Below are 15,531 nucleotides of genomic sequence, written 5' to 3' on the forward strand. Positions count from 1 at the left end.
GGCGGGGCCCGGCTCCGGCCGGATCGGCAAGGTTCACCGCACCTCGTCGAGCGATGCGGGGCCGCCGAGCAGAGCCGCGCCGTCCACGACGCGGCCCTCCGCGACGCGGTTGACGAACGACGCCGCGCGCTCCGCGGCTTCGGTGGCCTCGGGCACGAAACCGGCGGCGAGCTGCCACGCGTGGGTCATCTGCGGCCAGACCTGCATCTCGACGTGGACGCCCGCGCGGGCCGCGCGTGCCGCCAGTTCGAGCGAGTCGTCGAGGAGCCGCTCCGCGCTGGAGGCTTGGATGAACAGCGGCGGAAGCCCCCGGAGATCGGCCAGGACGGGGGACACCAGCGGGTCGTCGGCTCGCTGTCCCTTGAGGTAGAGCGTGCTCATGGAGTCGTCCGCATCCCCGAGCACCGGGTCCGTTTCCGCCCGCTCCAGCCAACTCCCCGAGATGTAGCGTTCCTTGCGCTGGTCGAAGACGCCGGCGTAGAGCACTCCGGCGACAGCCCGCTCGTCGCCTGCACCCGCGCGCCTGAGCAGCACCCCCATGGCGAGGTTGGCCCCGGCCGACTCACCAGCCACGACGACGCGAGGCGCGAGCGTCGCCGCGTAAGCGAAGGCCGCTTCGCAGTCGTCGAGTGCGGCCGGGTAGGGGTTCTCCGGGGCCAGGCGATACTCCGGAAGGACAACCCGCGCACCGGTACCGAGAGCAAGATGCGCGCCGAGCGCGCGGCAGATGCCCGCCGTCCCCGAGGTGAAACCGCCGCCGTGGATGTACAGGATCACCAGGTCGTCGCGCGGGTTGTCGGGTGTCATGAGGTAGGAGCCGTCCCGCAGCGCCGTGGCCGGCTCGTCGCGCACACCGGGCAGGGGGCGGTATGTCGCCGCCTGTTCCGCGGTGGCACGGCGCTCGGATTCGCGGTCGAGGGGGGGATTCGCCTTCCCCGCCCGGATGATGCCTTCCATGAGCGTGAACGCGTTGCTGGGCATCGTTCCTCCTCGGCGACCGGGCGAGGCCGGCATGCGATGTTGGGTACGTTCGTCGGGTGACAGGTGACAAGCAGGCGGTCGGCGGCCGTAAGACGCAGAAGCCGTATCCCAAGGGCGTGGCTCGTCGTGCGCAGATCCTCGAGACCGCGCTCGAGGTCTTCGCCTCCGAGGGGGACCGGAAGGCCTCGCTGCGGGCGATCGCCGAGCGGGTCGGGCTCACCGACACCGGAGTGCTGCACTACTTCGGCTCTCGGGAAGAGCTGTTCCTCGCCGTCATCGACGAGCGGGACCAGGAGTCGACCGCGGCCGCGGAGGGGGCCGCGGACTCGCTGGAGGCGATCGTCCGCACGGTGCGGCACAACATGGGCGTCCCCGGCCTGGTGCGGCTGTATGTGGCGATGACCGCGGCCGCCCCCGAGCCCGGACATCCGGCGGGACCGTACTTCGCCCGCCGCTACGAGCAGCTGCGGGCCGCGATCCGCACCGGCGTGGCGGTGATGCAGGAGAACGGCCAGGCCCGGGACGACATCGACGCCGCGGTTCTGGCGCAATTGCTCGTGGCGGCGGTGGACGGTGTCCAGCTGCAGTGGTTGATCGATCCGTCCGTCGACATGGCCGAAGTGGTTGGCGCGCTGGTCACGATGATCACCGGTTCTCCGGAGCGCTGACGGGCCGGGACCAGGGCATCGGCCTCGGTCCCGGCCGGTTGTTCAGCGAGGGGTTGCGACCGGGCTGTCGGCGGCGGCCGCGGCGGCGTTGCGCACCTTGGGGATGAAGAGGGCCAGGAGGAGGGCGGCTGCCAGCATCGCGGCGGCGGCCGTGTAGGCGGCCTTGTAGCCGCCGTCGGTGTAGAGCGAGGTGCCCTGGACGACGTTGGCGCGGTCGTTGAGGACCGAGAAGATGACTTGGGTGGAGATCGCGCTCAGCACTCCGCCGATCAGGCTGTTGACACCGTTGACGGTGGCCTGGTCCTCGGCACGCACGGCTTCGACGATGAGGACCGGTCCAGATGCGATGACCAGGCCCATCCCGACCGCGAACAGCGGTCCGAACACGATGAACTGCCACTTCTCGTAGTGGTAGCTGTGGGTCACCAGCAGCCCCACGATCGCCACAGCCAGTCCCGTCACCAGCGTGATCTTCGCGCTCCACCGGTTGGCGATCCAGCCGACGCCGAAGCCGCAGAGCAGCAGCAGGATGCTGGAGTGGACGCCGAGCGCCGCATTCTCCGTCGCGGTGTAGCCGAGGCCGTCGGACATGCCGGGAATCTTCGGGTAGAGCGCCAGGAGCTGGTTGATCGTGCCGGCGGAGAAGAGCACGCCGGCCCCGGCGCCACTTGCGAGCAGGATCATGAGCAGTCGGCGGTCCGCCAGCAGGCGCACGGGGAGCAAGGGGTGCGCGACCCGGCGCTCCACGACCACGAAAGCGAGGAACGCGACCACGCCTCCGGCCAGGTACGCCAGGGTGCGCCCGTCCGCCCAGCCCCACTCGCTGCCCTTGCCGATGCCGTAGACCAGCGCGGTGGCGCTGCCGCCGAGCAGCAGGCCGCCGATCCAGTCGAACGAGGTGCGGGCGCCGCGCAGCGGGCTCTCCGGCACGAAGACGACGAGAAGGACCAGGGCGACGAAGCTGTTGACGGCGAGGAACCACAGGACGCCGCGGAACCCGTGGTTGTCCTGGAGCCAGCCGGACAGCCACGGCCCGGCGAGCGCGGTGAGGCCGGTGCTGGTCGCCACCACACCGGTGGCGGTGCCCACCCATTTCGCGGGGAACACATCACGCACGATCGAGTACGTCAAGGCGGTCACGACCGCATAGATCCCGACGAGGAAGCGCGCCGACAGCATGAGCCCCCAGCTTGGGGCCAGCGCGCAGAGGGTCTCGCCGACCACGCCGATCACCGACGCGACGACCATCACCCGCTTCTTGCCGAACATGTCGGCGGCCTTGATCAGGAAGGGCACGCTCATCGTGGACACCAGGGTCGTGATCAGCGTGAACCAGGCGATCTGCGTGGTGTGGAAATGCTGCGCGATCAAGCCCTGCGCGTTGCCCAGCAGCAGCCCGGACATCGACAGCACGACAGTCGGCCAGGCCAAGGCGACCATCAGGACGATGTAGTACGCCTTGGGGTGCTCCGTCTGACCGCGGGGCGCGGCGCCGGGCGGGTCGGTGTGGTCCAGCGGAGGGGCGGTCGTGCTCATAACAGGTCTCCAAGACATTACCGGCATTCCCGGGCGTTCGGGAAGCCTGCCGCGGACCTTGCGGCGGGGGATCGGGCTATGAATCGTTTCATAGGGAATGTCACTCGGCGCCTTGTCGAAGGCGGGTGTGGGGCGAGCCTAGAAGTTAAAACCGAGGGGCGCCAGGTTTCGTGCGCATGAACTTTTGTCACGATCCGATGGAGGCGTCCTCTGGCGGCTTCTGTGGCCTATTCGTGCCGAGGTGGGCTGCATGGCCTGGGGTGACACCGCGTGCTCTTTTGTGTACGGCGAACGCTGTTTTGCCGGCTGCCGAGCCGGATCGATCTGCGCCCCGCTCCGAAGGTCGCTTGCGGGCGAGGTGGCCTGGCGCGTCGGGCGATGGCAGCGTCCGCCCCGCCGTAGCCACAAAACATTGCGCGACTCTGTTTCCTTGGCTAGCGTCGCGTGCTCGAAACGTTTCAATGATGGTTTGGGCGCGTCCGATGCCGCCACGTTGAGTGGACTAACGGAGCGATCCTTCGTCCCGTCTCGTCCGATAGAGGACACTCGAATCCAGGAGCACCATGAACGCCCCCGACCGTCTACGCGTTGAACACCTCGAAGCGCCGTTGGGCCTCCACATGCGGCGGCCGCGGCTGTCATGGCGGCTCCCTGAGGGCGCGAAGCGGCAAGTTGCCTACGCCGTACGGACCGATGCCTGGGAGTCGGAACGCGTCGAGTCGGATTCATCGGTTCTCGTCGGATACGAGGGGCCCGAGATCGGATCCGGGCAGCGCGTCTCGTGGCAGGTCAAGGTCTGGACGGACCTGGGGGAGAGCGCCTGGTCGGAGCCGTCCTCGTGGGAGACGGGGCTCCTGGACGCCGGGGATTGGACAGCCCGGTGGATCGAGCCCGACGAACCGGACCCGCGGCCCGAGGCCGGACACCGGCCCGCGTACCACCTGCGCCGGGACTTCACTCTGCCGGCGGGCGTCCGCCGGGCCCGCCTGTACGCCACCGCGCACGGCATCTACGAGGCGTTCCTCAACGGCCGCCGTGTCGGTGACCTGGAGTTGACGCCCGGGTACACGGCCTACCGCGACATCCTGCACGTGCAGACCTACGACGTGACCGACCTTCTCCGCGAAGGCTCGAACGCGATCGGTGCCCTGGTGTCGGACGGCTGGTTCCGGGGCCGCACGGGAGCCATGCGCCTCGCCGACAGCTTCGGCGAACGCACGGCGTTCCTGGCTCAGTTGCATGTGGAAGGCGAGGACGCGTCGGTCTTCGTGCTGGGTACCGACGGGACGTGGCGCACGGCGCCCGGCGAGATCACCGCGGCCGACCTCATGGACGGAGAAAGCCACGACCTCCGCCGGGCCCGGCCTGGCTGGTCGTCGCCCGGCTTCGACGACGGATCGTGGGCGAAGGCGAGCGAGGGGCACGGGGGCCTGTACGCCGACTTCACCCGCCTCACGGCGTCGCCGGCACCGCCGGTCCGACGGATCGAGGAGATCCGGCCGGAATCCGTCGCCGCACTGCCCTCCGGGGCGCAGATCATCGACTTGGGACAGAACATCAACGGCTGGGTCCGGGCGCGCGTGCGACAGGGCGAGACGCTCGCCCTCAGCCACGCAGAAGCACTCACCGCGGACGGGGACGCGGATATGGAGGCCTTCCGCGGCGTCGAGTTCCAGACCGGCGCGCCGTTGCCCGCCGGGCAGCTCGACCGCGTCATCGGCTCGGACACCGCGGACGGCGTCTTCGAACCCCGCCACACCACCCACGGCTTCCAATACGTCCGCGTCGAAGGCGCAAGCTGCCCGCTGGGAATCGCGGACGTCACCGGCGTGGTCGTGCACAGCGACCTGCGGCGGACCGGTACCTTCCGCTGCGCCGAGGGGCGGATCAACCGGCTCCACGAGATCGCGGAGTGGAGCTTCCGCGGCAACGCGTGCGACATCCCCACCGACTGCCCGCAGCGGGAGCGCGCGGGCTGGACCGGCGACTGGATGCTGTACGTCCCGACGGCGGCGTTCCTGTACGACGTCGCGGGCTTCTCGGTGAAGTGGCTGCGCGACTTGGCCGTCGACCAGTGGGACAACGGCTGCCTGACGAACTTCGCCCCGGACCCGGGCGGCAAGGCCGTCCAGCACCTGCCCGCGGAACTGCTCGACCAGTTCGCCGGGTCGTCCGGGTGGGGCGACGCGTCGGTGATCGTGCCGTGGGAGCTGTACCGCGTCTACGGCGACCCGGACATCCTTCACGAGTTCCGGCCCATGATGGTGCGCTGGGTCGAGTTCGCCGCCGAACGCGCGCGGACCCGCCGCCACCCGGACCGCGTCGCCGCGCGCCCGGAGCCCGCCGCCCACGAGGAGTTCCTGTGGGATGCGGGCTTCCACTGGGGCGAGTGGTGCGAACCCGGCGCCGACCCTAATGCGTTCCGCACCGCCGACCAGGGCGCGGTCGCGACCGCCTACCTGCACCGCTCCGCCGCGTTGCTCGCCCGGATCTCCGAGCTGACCGGCCACGCCGACGACGCAGAACGCTTCGCCCGGCTTGCCGAGAACGCGCTGCGGGCCTGGCGTGCCGAATACCTGGCTCCCGACGGGAGGATGAACCCCGACACGCAGGCCACGTACGTCCGCGCCCTGGCGTTCGGCCTCGTCCCCGACGAACTCCGCGATGCCGCGGCTGCCCGGCTGGTCGCCCTGATCCGCAACGCCGGAACCCACGTCAGCACGGGCTTCCTGGCGACTCCCTATCTGCTGCCGGTACTTGCGGACACCGGGTATCTCGACGTCGCCTACGAGCTGCTGTTCCAGGACACCGAACCGTCGTGGCTCACGATGATCGACCGCGGCGCCACCACGATTTGGGAGGAATGGCACGGCATCGACGCCGAGGGCAAGGCCCACGCCTCGCTCAACCACTACAGCAAGGGCGCGGTCATCTCGTTCCTCCACACGCACGTGGCCGGCATCCGGTCGCCGGCGGAGCCCGGGCCGGATTCTGCGGGGTACAGGCGTTTCGTGATCGAACCCCGCCCCGGAGGCGGCCTCGACTGCGCCGAAGCGCAGTTCGAATCACCATATGGGCCGATCGCCTCGGCGTGGCGTATCGAGGCTGGCGGCGCCTTCGTCCTCGACGTCACGATCCCGCCGGGCACAGAAGCCGAGATTCGCCTCCCGGATGGACGCAGGCTGACCCCGGGGCCGGGGAGCCACACCTTCCGATGAAGTCGGTCGCCGTCGGCGCCTCGTCGGATTTCGGAGCCTTCGGGTCAGCCCGTGAGACCGGACCACGCCGTGGCGCCGGCAACCTTCGTGTCGTTGGTGATGGCTTGTTCGGCCCAGATCGTCTTGCCGGTCTGCTGGTAGCGGCTGCCCCAGCGATGGGTGAGCTGGGCGACAAGGAACAGCCCGCGGCCGCCCTCGTCGGTGCTGCGGGCCCGGCGCAGCCGCGGTTGCGTGTTGCTCAGGTCCGAGACCTCGCAGACCAGCACATCGCCACGGATCAGCCGCACGACGATGGGTCCTCGGCCGCCGTAGCGGAAGGCGTTGGTGACCAGTTCGCTGACGACGAGTTCGGTGGTGAAGGCGAGGTCGTCCAGGCCCCACGTGGTCAGCTGCCGCAGGGCGAATTCGCGGGCTTGCTTGACGCAGGTCGGATCGGACGGGAGGTCCCATGTGACGACGTCTTCCGCCGGGAGGGGGTGTACGCGTGCGAGGAGCAGCGTGGTGTCGTCGTCATGAGAAGCGCCGCCCATGGCATCGAGGAGGTTGCGTCCCGGCCCTTCGAGTTCGCGGTGGGTGACATCGGTCTTGTCGATGTTCTCGAGGAGTTTTCGCATGCCGCGGTCGAGGTCGTGATCGGGGCCGGTGACCAGGCCATCGCTGTACAGCACCAGGACGCTGCCGGGGGTCAAGGCGACGTCGGCTGTTTCGAAGGGCATGCCGCCGACGCCCAGGGGTGGGCCGGGGTCCACGTCGATGAATCGGGAGCGGCCGTCCGCGTCGACGACGGCCGGTGGTGGGTGGCCGGCCGAGGCGATGCGGCAGTGACCGGAGGCGGGGTCGTACTCGGCGTACAAGCAGGTGGCTCCGGTGATGCTCGCTGTGGCGTCGGGGTCGCCGGGAAGGCGTTGCACGAGGTCATCGACGTGGGTGAGGAGTTCGTCTGGCGGCAGGTCGAGGTCGGCGAGGGCTTGAACGGCGGTGCGCAGTCGGCCCATGGTGCCGCTGGCGGCAAGGCCGTGGCCGACCACGTCGCCGATGACCAAGGCCACACGGAGGGAAGACAGCGGGATGACGTCGTACCAATCGCCGCCGATTCCGGCTGCGGTGGCGGTCGGCAGGTACGCGCCGAACGTCTCGGCGGCGGGTGTCCTGGTGCCCGCGCCGGCCAAGAGGCTGTGCTGCAGAGCCAGCGCGGTGCGGCGTTCGCGGGTGTAGCGGCGGGCATTGTCGACGCTGAGCGCGGCACGGGAACCGACCTCCTCCAAGAGCCGGGCGTCGTCCTCGTTGAACGACTCGGCGCGTTCGGTACGCCACAGCTGTACCGCGCCGAGGAGATGTCCGCGTGCGAACAACGGCACCGCAAGAAGGCTGTGCCCGCCCTTGGGCAGCAGTCGCCGAAGCAGCTCCGGACCGTCGTCGGGTACGGCGTCCACTTTGGGCGACAACAGTGTCGCGCCCCGCTCCAACGTCAGGGCTTCCGGGCTCTCGGGCGGAACCTCCGCACGCTCTCCGACCGGGATGAGATCGGCAGGCCACGATGTCCCGATATGCGCCACCGCCGCCCGGACCGAGGGGGTGTAACCAGTTGCCGGATCCCGTACGGGTTCCTCACCGGCAAGGACGGCTTCGGCGAGGTCTACGGCAGCGAGGTCGGCCCATCATGGGAGGACAAGGTCGGCGAGCTGTTGTGCGGTCTTCGTGACATTCAACGACGCACCGATGGCGGTCGACGCTTCGTGGAGGAGGGCGCTCCGGGTTGCGGCGTGGGCCTCCTCGGTAACGTCGTTGAGGGTCACCAGCAGGCCCAGCGCGGTTCCGCCGCGGGGCGGGACCCGGAACAAGGCGACTCGAAGCAGCAACAGGCCGCCGTTCGGCTCGCGGGCGGCGAACGGCTGTCGGCCGATGATCGGGGTGTCGGCTGCCAGCGCTTGGCGTAGCAGCGGTATCGCGGCCTCCAGCCCGAAGGTGGTGAAGACTGTCTCGGCGCTGTCCCCCGAGCGGACCGAGGTATGTTGAAACAGTTCCGCCGTGGTGTTGGCGGCGATCACACGCAGGTCGGCGTCGAATACCACCAACCCTATCGATTCTTGGGAGAAGACGGCCGCGGCCAAAGCCTCGGCCCACTCCGGGGGCAAGCCAAGCCCGGCGACGACTCGGTTCTGTCCATTCACGCTGAGACCGCCTTCAAGACCCCCGCGGGAAACCTTTCGGCGGTTCCCAGTATCGGTTCTTTCCGGACCGGCCTGCAGGTCGAGCCTGGTCGCAAGCGGATCGACTGGCCCGGACTCCGTCAGCCGGGTTCGCGGACGGGGTGCCCGCGCGCCGAGGTGCAGCGCGCGGGCACTAGCGAGTGCAGGTTCGGGCCCATCAGCTCGGCGAAGGCACGACCCCGCATCCGGTCTTCATCGGCTACTTCAGGCCGAGGCGGTCCATGAAGATGACGCCTGCGTTGTAGCTCTCGACGCCGGTGACCTTGCCGCTGTAGATCGTGCCGCACAAGGACTCGGCGTACGACCAGAGCGGGACGTCGGCGACGAGTGCCTTCTGGAGGTCCGCGTAGGCCTGCTTGCGGACGGCCGGGTCGGTGCTCGCCCGGCCGGCCGCGAGGGCGGCGTCGGCCCGGGGGCTGTTCCATCCGCTGATGTTGAAGGGGCTCTGCGAGTACCAGTAGCCGAACAGCAGCGGTTCCGGGTCGGCCGCCCAGATCTGGGTGAGCGTGGCCTGGAACTCGCGCTGGACCGCGTACTTGACGATGTACGCGCCGATCTCCGCGGCTTCGACGCGCATCGAGACGTTCTGGAACTCCTTGAGCCGGCTTGCCATGTACTCCGCGACCGCGAGGGACGACGGGTTCTGCGGGACGAGGTAGGTGAAGTCCACCTTCTTGCCCTCGGCGGCGAGTTCGTTGAACAACCGCTGGGCCTCCGCCTTGTTCTGGGCTGGCTGGCTGACCGCTGGATCGACGAACGGGCTGTCGGCGTTGAAGAAGCTCTTTGCGGGCACATACCCGTTGTTGAGCGTCTTCGGGATGTCCGCGGGATCCAGGGCGAGCGTCAGGGCGCGCCGTGCCCGCACGTCGTCGAACGGCGCCTTGCGCAGGTTGAACTGGATGATCTGGCCGCCGTCGGTCGCCGACTCGGCGAGGTTCAGCTCTTTCTTCGCCTGTTCGAGGACCTTGCCGTCGGAGCTGATGAACAGGTCGGCTTGGCCCGACTTGACGGTGTTGTACTCCTGCTTGATGTCCGGAATGCTCTTGATCGTGATCTGGTCGAGCTTGGGCAGACCCTTGTCCTTCTGCCAGTAGGTGGGGTTCCGCTCGAATACCTGCTCGGATCCGCGGGTCCAGCTCTTCAGCACGAACGGTCCGGCGCCGATCGGCTCCGAGCCGTACTTCTCCGGACCCTTGGCGATCGCGGACGGGGCCATGATGTAGGTCAGTTCGGTCGCGATGCCGCGATCCAGGTTCGGATTCGGCGCGCCCACCGGAGTCAGTTTCAGCGTGAGGTTGTCGACCACGTCAGTCTTGACGGCCGCGGCGACCGCGATGTGCGACGAGCGGGTCGCCGGGTTCGCCTGCGTGTCGTAGTTGAGCTTGACCGCCGCGGCGTCGAACGGCGAGCCGTCGCTGAAGACCACTCCGGGGCGGAGCTTCATGGTCCACGTGGCGCCGTTGTCGTTCGTGGTCAGCGACTCCCCGAGGTGCGGCCTGACCTTGCGCGACGTGGCATCGATGAAGAACAGAGGGTCGTACAGGGCCGCCATACGCGGTTCGTCCGCCAAAGCCGAGTTGACCACCCGGAACGGATCGAGCGAGGCGGAGTCCTGGACCGCCAGCATGGTCACCTTGCCGCCGGACTTCGCCGGCGCCTGACTGGCGGTGGCCGACGCGCTTTTGCCGTTGTCGCCGCTCCCGCAGGCGCTGATCGCCAGGCCCAAGGCCGCGAGACCGGCGACGGCGGCGCTGCGGCGCCTCGGCAGACTGCGGGGTGTACGCCGTACAAAATTGCGTGCAGACAAGATCGGTGCCTCCCGATAACGAGATGTGGCGACTGGGCGATCGTGGTGGTTCCGCGTGGATTGCGCCTGACGGAGCACCCCTCTGGCAGGGGGAATTGGTGCGGTGAGAGGCCGGCGAGGCGTGCCGAGGCGGGTGGGGACAGTCTTTGCGCGCGGAGATGTGCGGTCACGGTAGGCGCAGCGCCCCGAGAAGTCAGCCACCGACGCGAATCTGTTACATCACCGTCGGTCGATGCGTCTCAGCATGCGCCATGAAACGTTCAAATCCACCCTGGAGAAGAGGGCAATAGCGATGATCTGGGGTGAATCAACTTCGGGGGCCAGGCTTGGGCGGTGAGGCGAACCAGGCGGCTCTCAACGGGCAGGGTGCCCGGTAAATTTGCGTACGCCATACATCTTCAAGGTTCGGTGGGGCGGCCGCCGCATCAGGGCCTTGCCTTCCGGTTTTCTTATAGATATTAAGGAGAATCAAATGGAGGTCCGCCTTTTGGTGAACCTGTCTCAGTGTCAGGCGAGGGGTGGGCCGTGAGGAGACGCTGTGCGCAAGGATGCGACGTCGGATCTGTTGGGGCTCCGTGGCCGGACGGCGGTAGTGCTGGGCGGCGCGCAGGGGCTCGGGCGTTCTGTCGCCCGCCGGTTGGCGGAGGCGGGATGCAAGGTGGCAGTCGCCGACATTGCCGATGACGCGGGCGGAACGCTCGTCCAGGAGATCCGCGGCGCCGGGGGCGAGGCGCTCTACCGGCATACAGACGCACGGCGGCGTGCGGACGTCCGTGAACTGATCGCCGCTGCGCGCGAGGAACTTGGGCCACTCACCGCGGCGGTGAACGTCGTCGGCAACCCGGGCGGTGTCCAAGGCGTCAAACCGTTCCTGGACATGACCGAAGACGACATGCGCGCCCGACTTGACCTCAATTTCATGACCGCCTTCATCGCGTGCCAGGAAGAGGCGCTCGCCATGATCGAGGACGGTACTGACGGCCGCATCGTCAACTTCGGGTCTTCCAGCGGGCTGGTAGGTGCCCCGAACATCTGCGGGTACGGCGCCGCGAAGGCTGCCGTGGCCCACTTCACCATCTCGGCGTCGATGGAACTCGCCCGCTACGGGATCCGCGTCAACTGCGTGGTGCCGGGCACTCACGTCAACCCGAACGCCGGCCCACCCGCGAACGAGGGCATGGCGGACTTCCGCAGGCGGGCGGCTGCGGCACCGATCCTGGGGCGCTTGGGAGAAGCGGACGAGACCGCCGGCGCCGCGCTGTTCCTCGCTTCCGACCTGTCCGGCTACATGACCGGCCACACCGTCGTGTCCGACGGCGGCGTCGTCCACACCACGGCCCGTCCACCCGTCGGCATGAACCTCGAATCCGAGGCCGTGCGGACCATCCTCGAGACGCGCGCGCAGGAGGCTTGATATGGCGACGAACGAGTCCTTCGTGGCAGGCGGCGGTCTCGAAGGCGGGCCGGAGCTCATCGACGCCCACACGCATGTGATGCGCTCCGAAGACCACGGCCGTGAGGCCTTTGGCTATTTCCTCAGCCGGAACCCGCGCTCCGGACACGCTGCCGAGCCGGTGGCGTACGGGACCGTCGACGAACTGCGCGGCATCATGAGAAGGAACGGCGTGAGCCGCTCGAACATTCTCATGTTCACGTGGTCCGGTCAGTATTGGCGGGACGGCCAGTTCGCCCTGCCTGACGGCCAAGCGCATGCGGCCGCTGCCGCGGAACTCCGGTGCCGCATCGTGCAGCGGATCAGCGACAACAACGCATGGGCCCAGGAAGTCGCGCGAGAAAACCCCGAGTTCTCGTACTTCTGCGGGGTTGACGCGGTCCTGATGAGCGAAGAGCAGCTCCTGGCCGAAGTGGAAGCGCGGGTTGCGCACGGGGCGCTGGGAGTGAAAATCGTTCCTCGGGACATGCGCATACGCGGCGATGACCCGCGTCTGAGGCCGCTCTTCGACTGGTGTGCACGCCAGGAAGTACCCGTCCTGACGGAGGCCAGCGGTCACGCGGGCGCGCCGAGTCGGCCTGCGTACTTCGAGAAGGCATTGAGCGACTTCCCCAGCCTGAAGATCATCTTTGCGCACTGCGGCCACAATCCCGTCTTCGGCGAAGGGGCGGATGCCGAAGTCGTCGATCTCGCACAGCGGTTTCCCGGGGTGGCGGCCGATTTGTCGCTGCGGTTGCTGGAGGTCGCGGACGGACACGTAGCACCGCAACGCTTGGTGGAGTTCGTGCGCGACCTCGGCACGGATCGCGTCCTGTACGGGAGCAACTACGTGCTGGCGGAACTCCTGCAACCCGACGTCGACGGGAGTCGGCCACAGCCGACGCGCACGGAAGCGTCGCTGGCTGCGTTCCGTGCGCTGCCCTTCACTCCAGACGAGGCAGAGGCAATCGGCTCCGGCAACTTCCGCCGAATCACCGGGCGTTCCTGCTGACATTGCCGTGGCGTCGTCAGGGGCGAGAGCGCACACGTGACGTCTCGCAGGGAACGAGATTGGTGCACGGCCGGTTTGAGCCGTGCACCAGCCTTTTGTCGTCGGACCTTTGCGTCAACTGCGTGTGAGTAGGCGCTTTGCGTCGATTTCGGTCGGCTGCCATCCCTCGACCAGCGTGCGACCATCAAGCGAACGCACCTCGACGCTGAGCTCCTTGACCAGCGACAGGCTGTAGGCGATGCGGCCGGTCAGCGTGCCCGGGTCGCCGGTAAGCAACGCCAAGGCGGCTGATACGAAGGTCTCCATCGGCTCGATCTTGTCCGGCGGGAGATCGGCGGCCGACACGGCGTGCGGCGTGACGACCGCCGCTTCGGGGGCAAGACTGTTGACCGCTATGCCGCAGCCGTGAAGGTCCATGGCGGCGCCGCTGGTGACGCGGTCGATCATCGCCTTCGTCCCGCCGTACAGGCAGGCCCCGCCCGACGAGATGCCCGAGTACGGCGGCCCGACCCGCGGCGTGGCCTGCGCGGAGGAAACATTGAGGATCCAGCCGGCACCGTCGCCGAGCATGCCGGGGATCACCAGACGGGCGAGGTCCCAAGCAGCCCAGACGTTGACTTCGATCGCCGCACGGAACGCATCTTCCTCCATCCCGTCGAAGCGCAGGTCGAACGCCCGCGGGGCGGCGGCGTTGTTGACGAGCAAGGTCACCGGCCTGCCGAAGTGCTTCTCCGCTTCGTGCACCGCGCGCCGTCGTTCGTGGGCGGTGCCGATGTCGGCGACCACGGCCACAGCCTGCCCGCCTGCGGCGGCTGCCATGTCGACAGTCTCCGCGAGGGATCCCGCATAGCTGCCGTCACCGGGTTTGGCCGTCCGGCCTACGGCCGCGACCAGTGCGCCCTCGGCGGCGAGCCGCACGGCCAGCCCCTGACCGATGCCCCGGCTGGCGCCGGTGACGAGCGCCACGCGTCCTACGCACGTCCGTACTGTCATGTCGGGTTCCCATCGGACATTGCGCGAAGGCGGAAGAACGGGGCACGTACCTCGCCGGGCACGCCCGGGTAGGAGAGGGGGGCGAAACAGACCTCGACCGGTGCATCCATCGTGAGTTCCTCAGGCTTCGCATCGACGATCCGGGTGGGCAGACGGACCCCTGGCGCGGCGTCCAGGGTGACGAGCGCGGCGACAAAGGGCACCTGCCCGGAGAAGGCGGGAAGGAACGCGTGACGAACGACTGTCCACGAGAACAGGGTTCCGGTTCCCGGTACTTCCATCCACGGAAGGTCGTCCGTGCCGCATCCGGGACAGGTCGCCTTGGGATACCAGCGGAAGCGTGCGCAGGTCCGGCAGTAGGGCAGGGCAAGGGTGTCGCGTGCCGCTGCGAGCCAGAACGGCGAGGTCAGTGGTTCCGTGAGGTCGGGTAGGGGGAAATCCGGTCGGAAGGCGGTCTCGGTCACCGGGACCTCCGCAGGATCAAGGTGCTGGCTTGGGGACCGGTGTAGCCGCCATACGCCGCGATCTGCGCACCGGGCACTTGCGCGTTTGCCTCGCCGCGCAACTGCCGGCACAACTCGACGACGTGTGCGATGCCAAGGACGTAAGAGTGCGACAACAGGCCTCCGTGAGTGTTGTAGGGGACGCCTCCGCTGTCGAACGCGAGGGCACCGCTTTCGGCGAAGGGCCCCCCATCGCCCTTCGCGCAGAACCCAAGGTCTTCCAACTGCATCAACGAGACGATCGTGAAGGGGTCGTAGCACGCGAGCACATCGACGTCGGTGGCCTTGATGCCCGCCATCGCGTAGGCAGCGGGGGCTGCGAAGACCTGTGGCGTCGAGGTGATCTCGGATTGCTGCGCCCAATGCCCGCCGGTTTCGCTGGTGCCGAGGCCCGCTCCGGCGACCTCGATCACCGGCTGTGGCAGGTCGCGGGCGCGCTCGGGTGTGGTCATGATGTACGCCGCGCCGCCATCGGAGATCAGCGAGCAGTCTTCCTTGCGGAAGGGATCGACTACCAGCGGCGAGGCACGGTACGCGTCGAGGGTCAGGGGACGGTCGTGCATGATTGCGCCGCGCGTGAGGTTGGCGTGGCGCCTGGTATGCACGGCGATCGCGCCGAGTTGGTCGACTGTAGTTCCGAACTCGTACATGTGGCGGCGCGCGATCGTGGCGAAGTACGTCGGCTGGGGGAACCAGCCGAAGGGCACTTCGTACTGGCGCTTGGCCAATTGCTGGGCGTGGCTCTGCCCCGGACCGCCGACCATGGCGGAGCGCTGGGTCGCCCATGCGACGGCAAAGGCGTTGATGATGTAGCGGGCTCTGCCTGATGCCAGTGCCCGATATGCCGCCACGGGTGCGGTGCCGGCCCAGACCATGCCTCCGCCTTCGGTCGAGGTCCACATGGCATGTTCGGTGCCAAAGTGGCAACGGAAGGCGATGTCGTCGAACTGCTCGGAGAACGCGGGGTGCCACATGATCCCGTCGATGTCCGCCGGGGTTAGTCCCGCGTCCGTAATCGCACGTGACACGGCTTCGGCGGCAATCGCTGTCGTGGTCCGACCGGATGCCTTGCTGTGTTCGGCCTCGCCGACACCGATGATCGCGACTGCGCCCGCGATGTCCTCGAATGGCTCGGTCCGGCCCCAGTCAGGGGTGCTGATCACAAGAGATG

Annotated in this window: 12 protein-coding genes; 4 read left to right on the forward strand and 8 right to left on the reverse strand. The window is 68.4% G+C overall.

Features of this window, described 5'->3' with window-relative positions:
• Nucleotides 1-33: 33 nt before the first annotated feature.
• A complete protein-coding gene (locus ABEA93_RS35930) occupies nucleotides 34-981 on the reverse strand; it encodes an alpha/beta hydrolase (RefSeq protein WP_345680139.1) in 948 nt (315 codons plus the stop codon).
• Between the two features lie 56 nt (nucleotides 982-1,037).
• Here ABEA93_RS35930 and ABEA93_RS35935 point away from each other — a divergent pair, with 56 nt between their 5' ends.
• On the forward strand, nucleotides 1,038-1,649 hold the full coding sequence (locus ABEA93_RS35935; protein WP_345680140.1) for a TetR/AcrR family transcriptional regulator: 612 nt from the start codon (nucleotides 1,038-1,040) through the stop codon (nucleotides 1,647-1,649).
• A 42-nt stretch (nucleotides 1,650-1,691) separates the two neighbouring features.
• On the opposite strand, the gene ABEA93_RS35940 is transcribed toward ABEA93_RS35935, so the two are convergent.
• Nucleotides 1,692-3,185, reverse strand: a complete 1,494-nt coding sequence (locus tag ABEA93_RS35940; protein ID WP_345680142.1) for an MFS transporter — start codon at nucleotides 3,183-3,185, stop codon at nucleotides 1,692-1,694.
• 563 nt (nucleotides 3,186-3,748) lie between these two features.
• On the opposite strand from ABEA93_RS35940, the gene ABEA93_RS35945 reads away from it, so the two are divergent.
• Nucleotides 3,749-6,403 (forward strand): family 78 glycoside hydrolase catalytic domain, encoded by a 2,655-nt coding sequence (locus ABEA93_RS35945; RefSeq protein WP_345680143.1) that lies wholly within the window; start codon nucleotides 3,749-3,751, stop codon nucleotides 6,401-6,403.
• 44 nt (nucleotides 6,404-6,447) lie between these two features.
• Here ABEA93_RS35945 and ABEA93_RS35950 read toward each other — a convergent pair whose 3' ends face one another.
• The 3 genes from ABEA93_RS35950 to ABEA93_RS35960 all read right to left on the reverse strand — a co-directional run bounded on the left by ABEA93_RS35950 (nucleotide 6,448) and on the right by ABEA93_RS35960 (nucleotide 10,420).
• Entirely contained in the window at nucleotides 6,448-7,959 is a 1,512-nt protein-coding gene (locus ABEA93_RS35950) for an ATP-binding SpoIIE family protein phosphatase (RefSeq protein WP_345680144.1), read from the reverse strand.
• 102 nt (nucleotides 7,960-8,061) lie between these two features.
• Nucleotides 8,062-8,574 (reverse strand): PAS domain-containing protein, encoded by a 513-nt coding sequence (locus tag ABEA93_RS35955; protein ID WP_345680145.1) that lies wholly within the window; start codon nucleotides 8,572-8,574, stop codon nucleotides 8,062-8,064.
• Between the two features lie 238 nt (nucleotides 8,575-8,812).
• Nucleotides 8,813-10,420 (reverse strand): ABC transporter substrate-binding protein, encoded by a 1,608-nt coding sequence (locus tag ABEA93_RS35960; protein ID WP_345680146.1) that lies wholly within the window; start codon nucleotides 10,418-10,420, stop codon nucleotides 8,813-8,815.
• A 592-nt stretch (nucleotides 10,421-11,012) separates the two neighbouring features.
• On the opposite strand from ABEA93_RS35960, the gene ABEA93_RS35965 reads away from it, so the two are divergent.
• Nucleotides 11,013-11,834 (forward strand): SDR family NAD(P)-dependent oxidoreductase, encoded by an 822-nt coding sequence (locus ABEA93_RS35965; RefSeq protein WP_345680147.1) that lies wholly within the window; start codon nucleotides 11,013-11,015, stop codon nucleotides 11,832-11,834.
• Between the two features lies 1 nt (nucleotide 11,835).
• Nucleotides 11,836-12,864 carry an amidohydrolase family protein gene (locus tag ABEA93_RS35970; RefSeq protein WP_345680148.1) on the forward strand — a complete coding sequence of 343 codons (1,029 nt, stop codon included), beginning with the start codon at nucleotides 11,836-11,838 and terminating at the stop codon, nucleotides 12,862-12,864.
• Nucleotides 12,865-12,978: 114 nt separating this feature from the next.
• Here the strand turns inward: ABEA93_RS35970 and ABEA93_RS35975 are convergent, their stop codons facing one another.
• Genes ABEA93_RS35975 through ABEA93_RS35985 form a run of 3 tightly spaced genes read right to left on the reverse strand, consistent with a single transcriptional unit; the run spans nucleotide 12,979 to nucleotide 15,523 of the window.
• Nucleotides 12,979-13,830: an SDR family NAD(P)-dependent oxidoreductase gene (locus tag ABEA93_RS35975; RefSeq protein WP_345680149.1), complete on the reverse strand. Its 852-nt coding sequence runs from the start codon at nucleotides 13,828-13,830 to the stop codon at nucleotides 12,979-12,981.
• Nucleotides 13,831-13,853: 23 nt separating this feature from the next.
• Nucleotides 13,854-14,321 carry a Zn-ribbon domain-containing OB-fold protein gene (locus ABEA93_RS35980; protein ID WP_345680150.1) on the reverse strand — a complete coding sequence of 156 codons (468 nt, stop codon included), beginning with the start codon at nucleotides 14,319-14,321 and terminating at the stop codon, nucleotides 13,854-13,856.
• Nucleotides 14,318-15,523 carry a thiolase family protein gene (locus ABEA93_RS35985; RefSeq protein ID WP_345680151.1) on the reverse strand — a complete coding sequence of 402 codons (1,206 nt, stop codon included), beginning with the start codon at nucleotides 15,521-15,523 and terminating at the stop codon, nucleotides 14,318-14,320. The genes ABEA93_RS35980 and ABEA93_RS35985 overlap by 4 nt, the downstream gene beginning before the upstream one ends.
• Nucleotides 15,524-15,531 lie beyond the last annotated feature (8 nt).

Origin of the sequence: Yinghuangia aomiensis (assembly GCF_039542225.1) — a bacterium.
Lineage (GTDB): Bacteria > Actinomycetota > Actinomycetes > Streptomycetales > Streptomycetaceae > Yinghuangia > Yinghuangia aomiensis.

Excerpts from the sequence above, each read along its gene's own strand:
- ABEA93_RS35940 (WP_345680142.1), bottom strand. The coding sequence starts at position 3,185 with ATGAGCACGACCGCCCCTCCGCTGGACCACACCGACCCGCCCGGCGCC.
- ABEA93_RS35930 (WP_345680139.1), bottom strand. The coding sequence starts at position 981 with ATGCCCAGCAACGCGTTCACGCTCATGGAAGGCATCATCCGGGCGGGG.
- ABEA93_RS35945 (WP_345680143.1), top strand. The coding sequence starts at position 3,749 with ATGAACGCCCCCGACCGTCTACGCGTTGAACACCTCGAAGCGCCGTTG.
- ABEA93_RS35970 (WP_345680148.1), top strand. The coding sequence starts at position 11,836 with ATGGCGACGAACGAGTCCTTCGTGGCAGGCGGCGGTCTCGAAGGCGGG.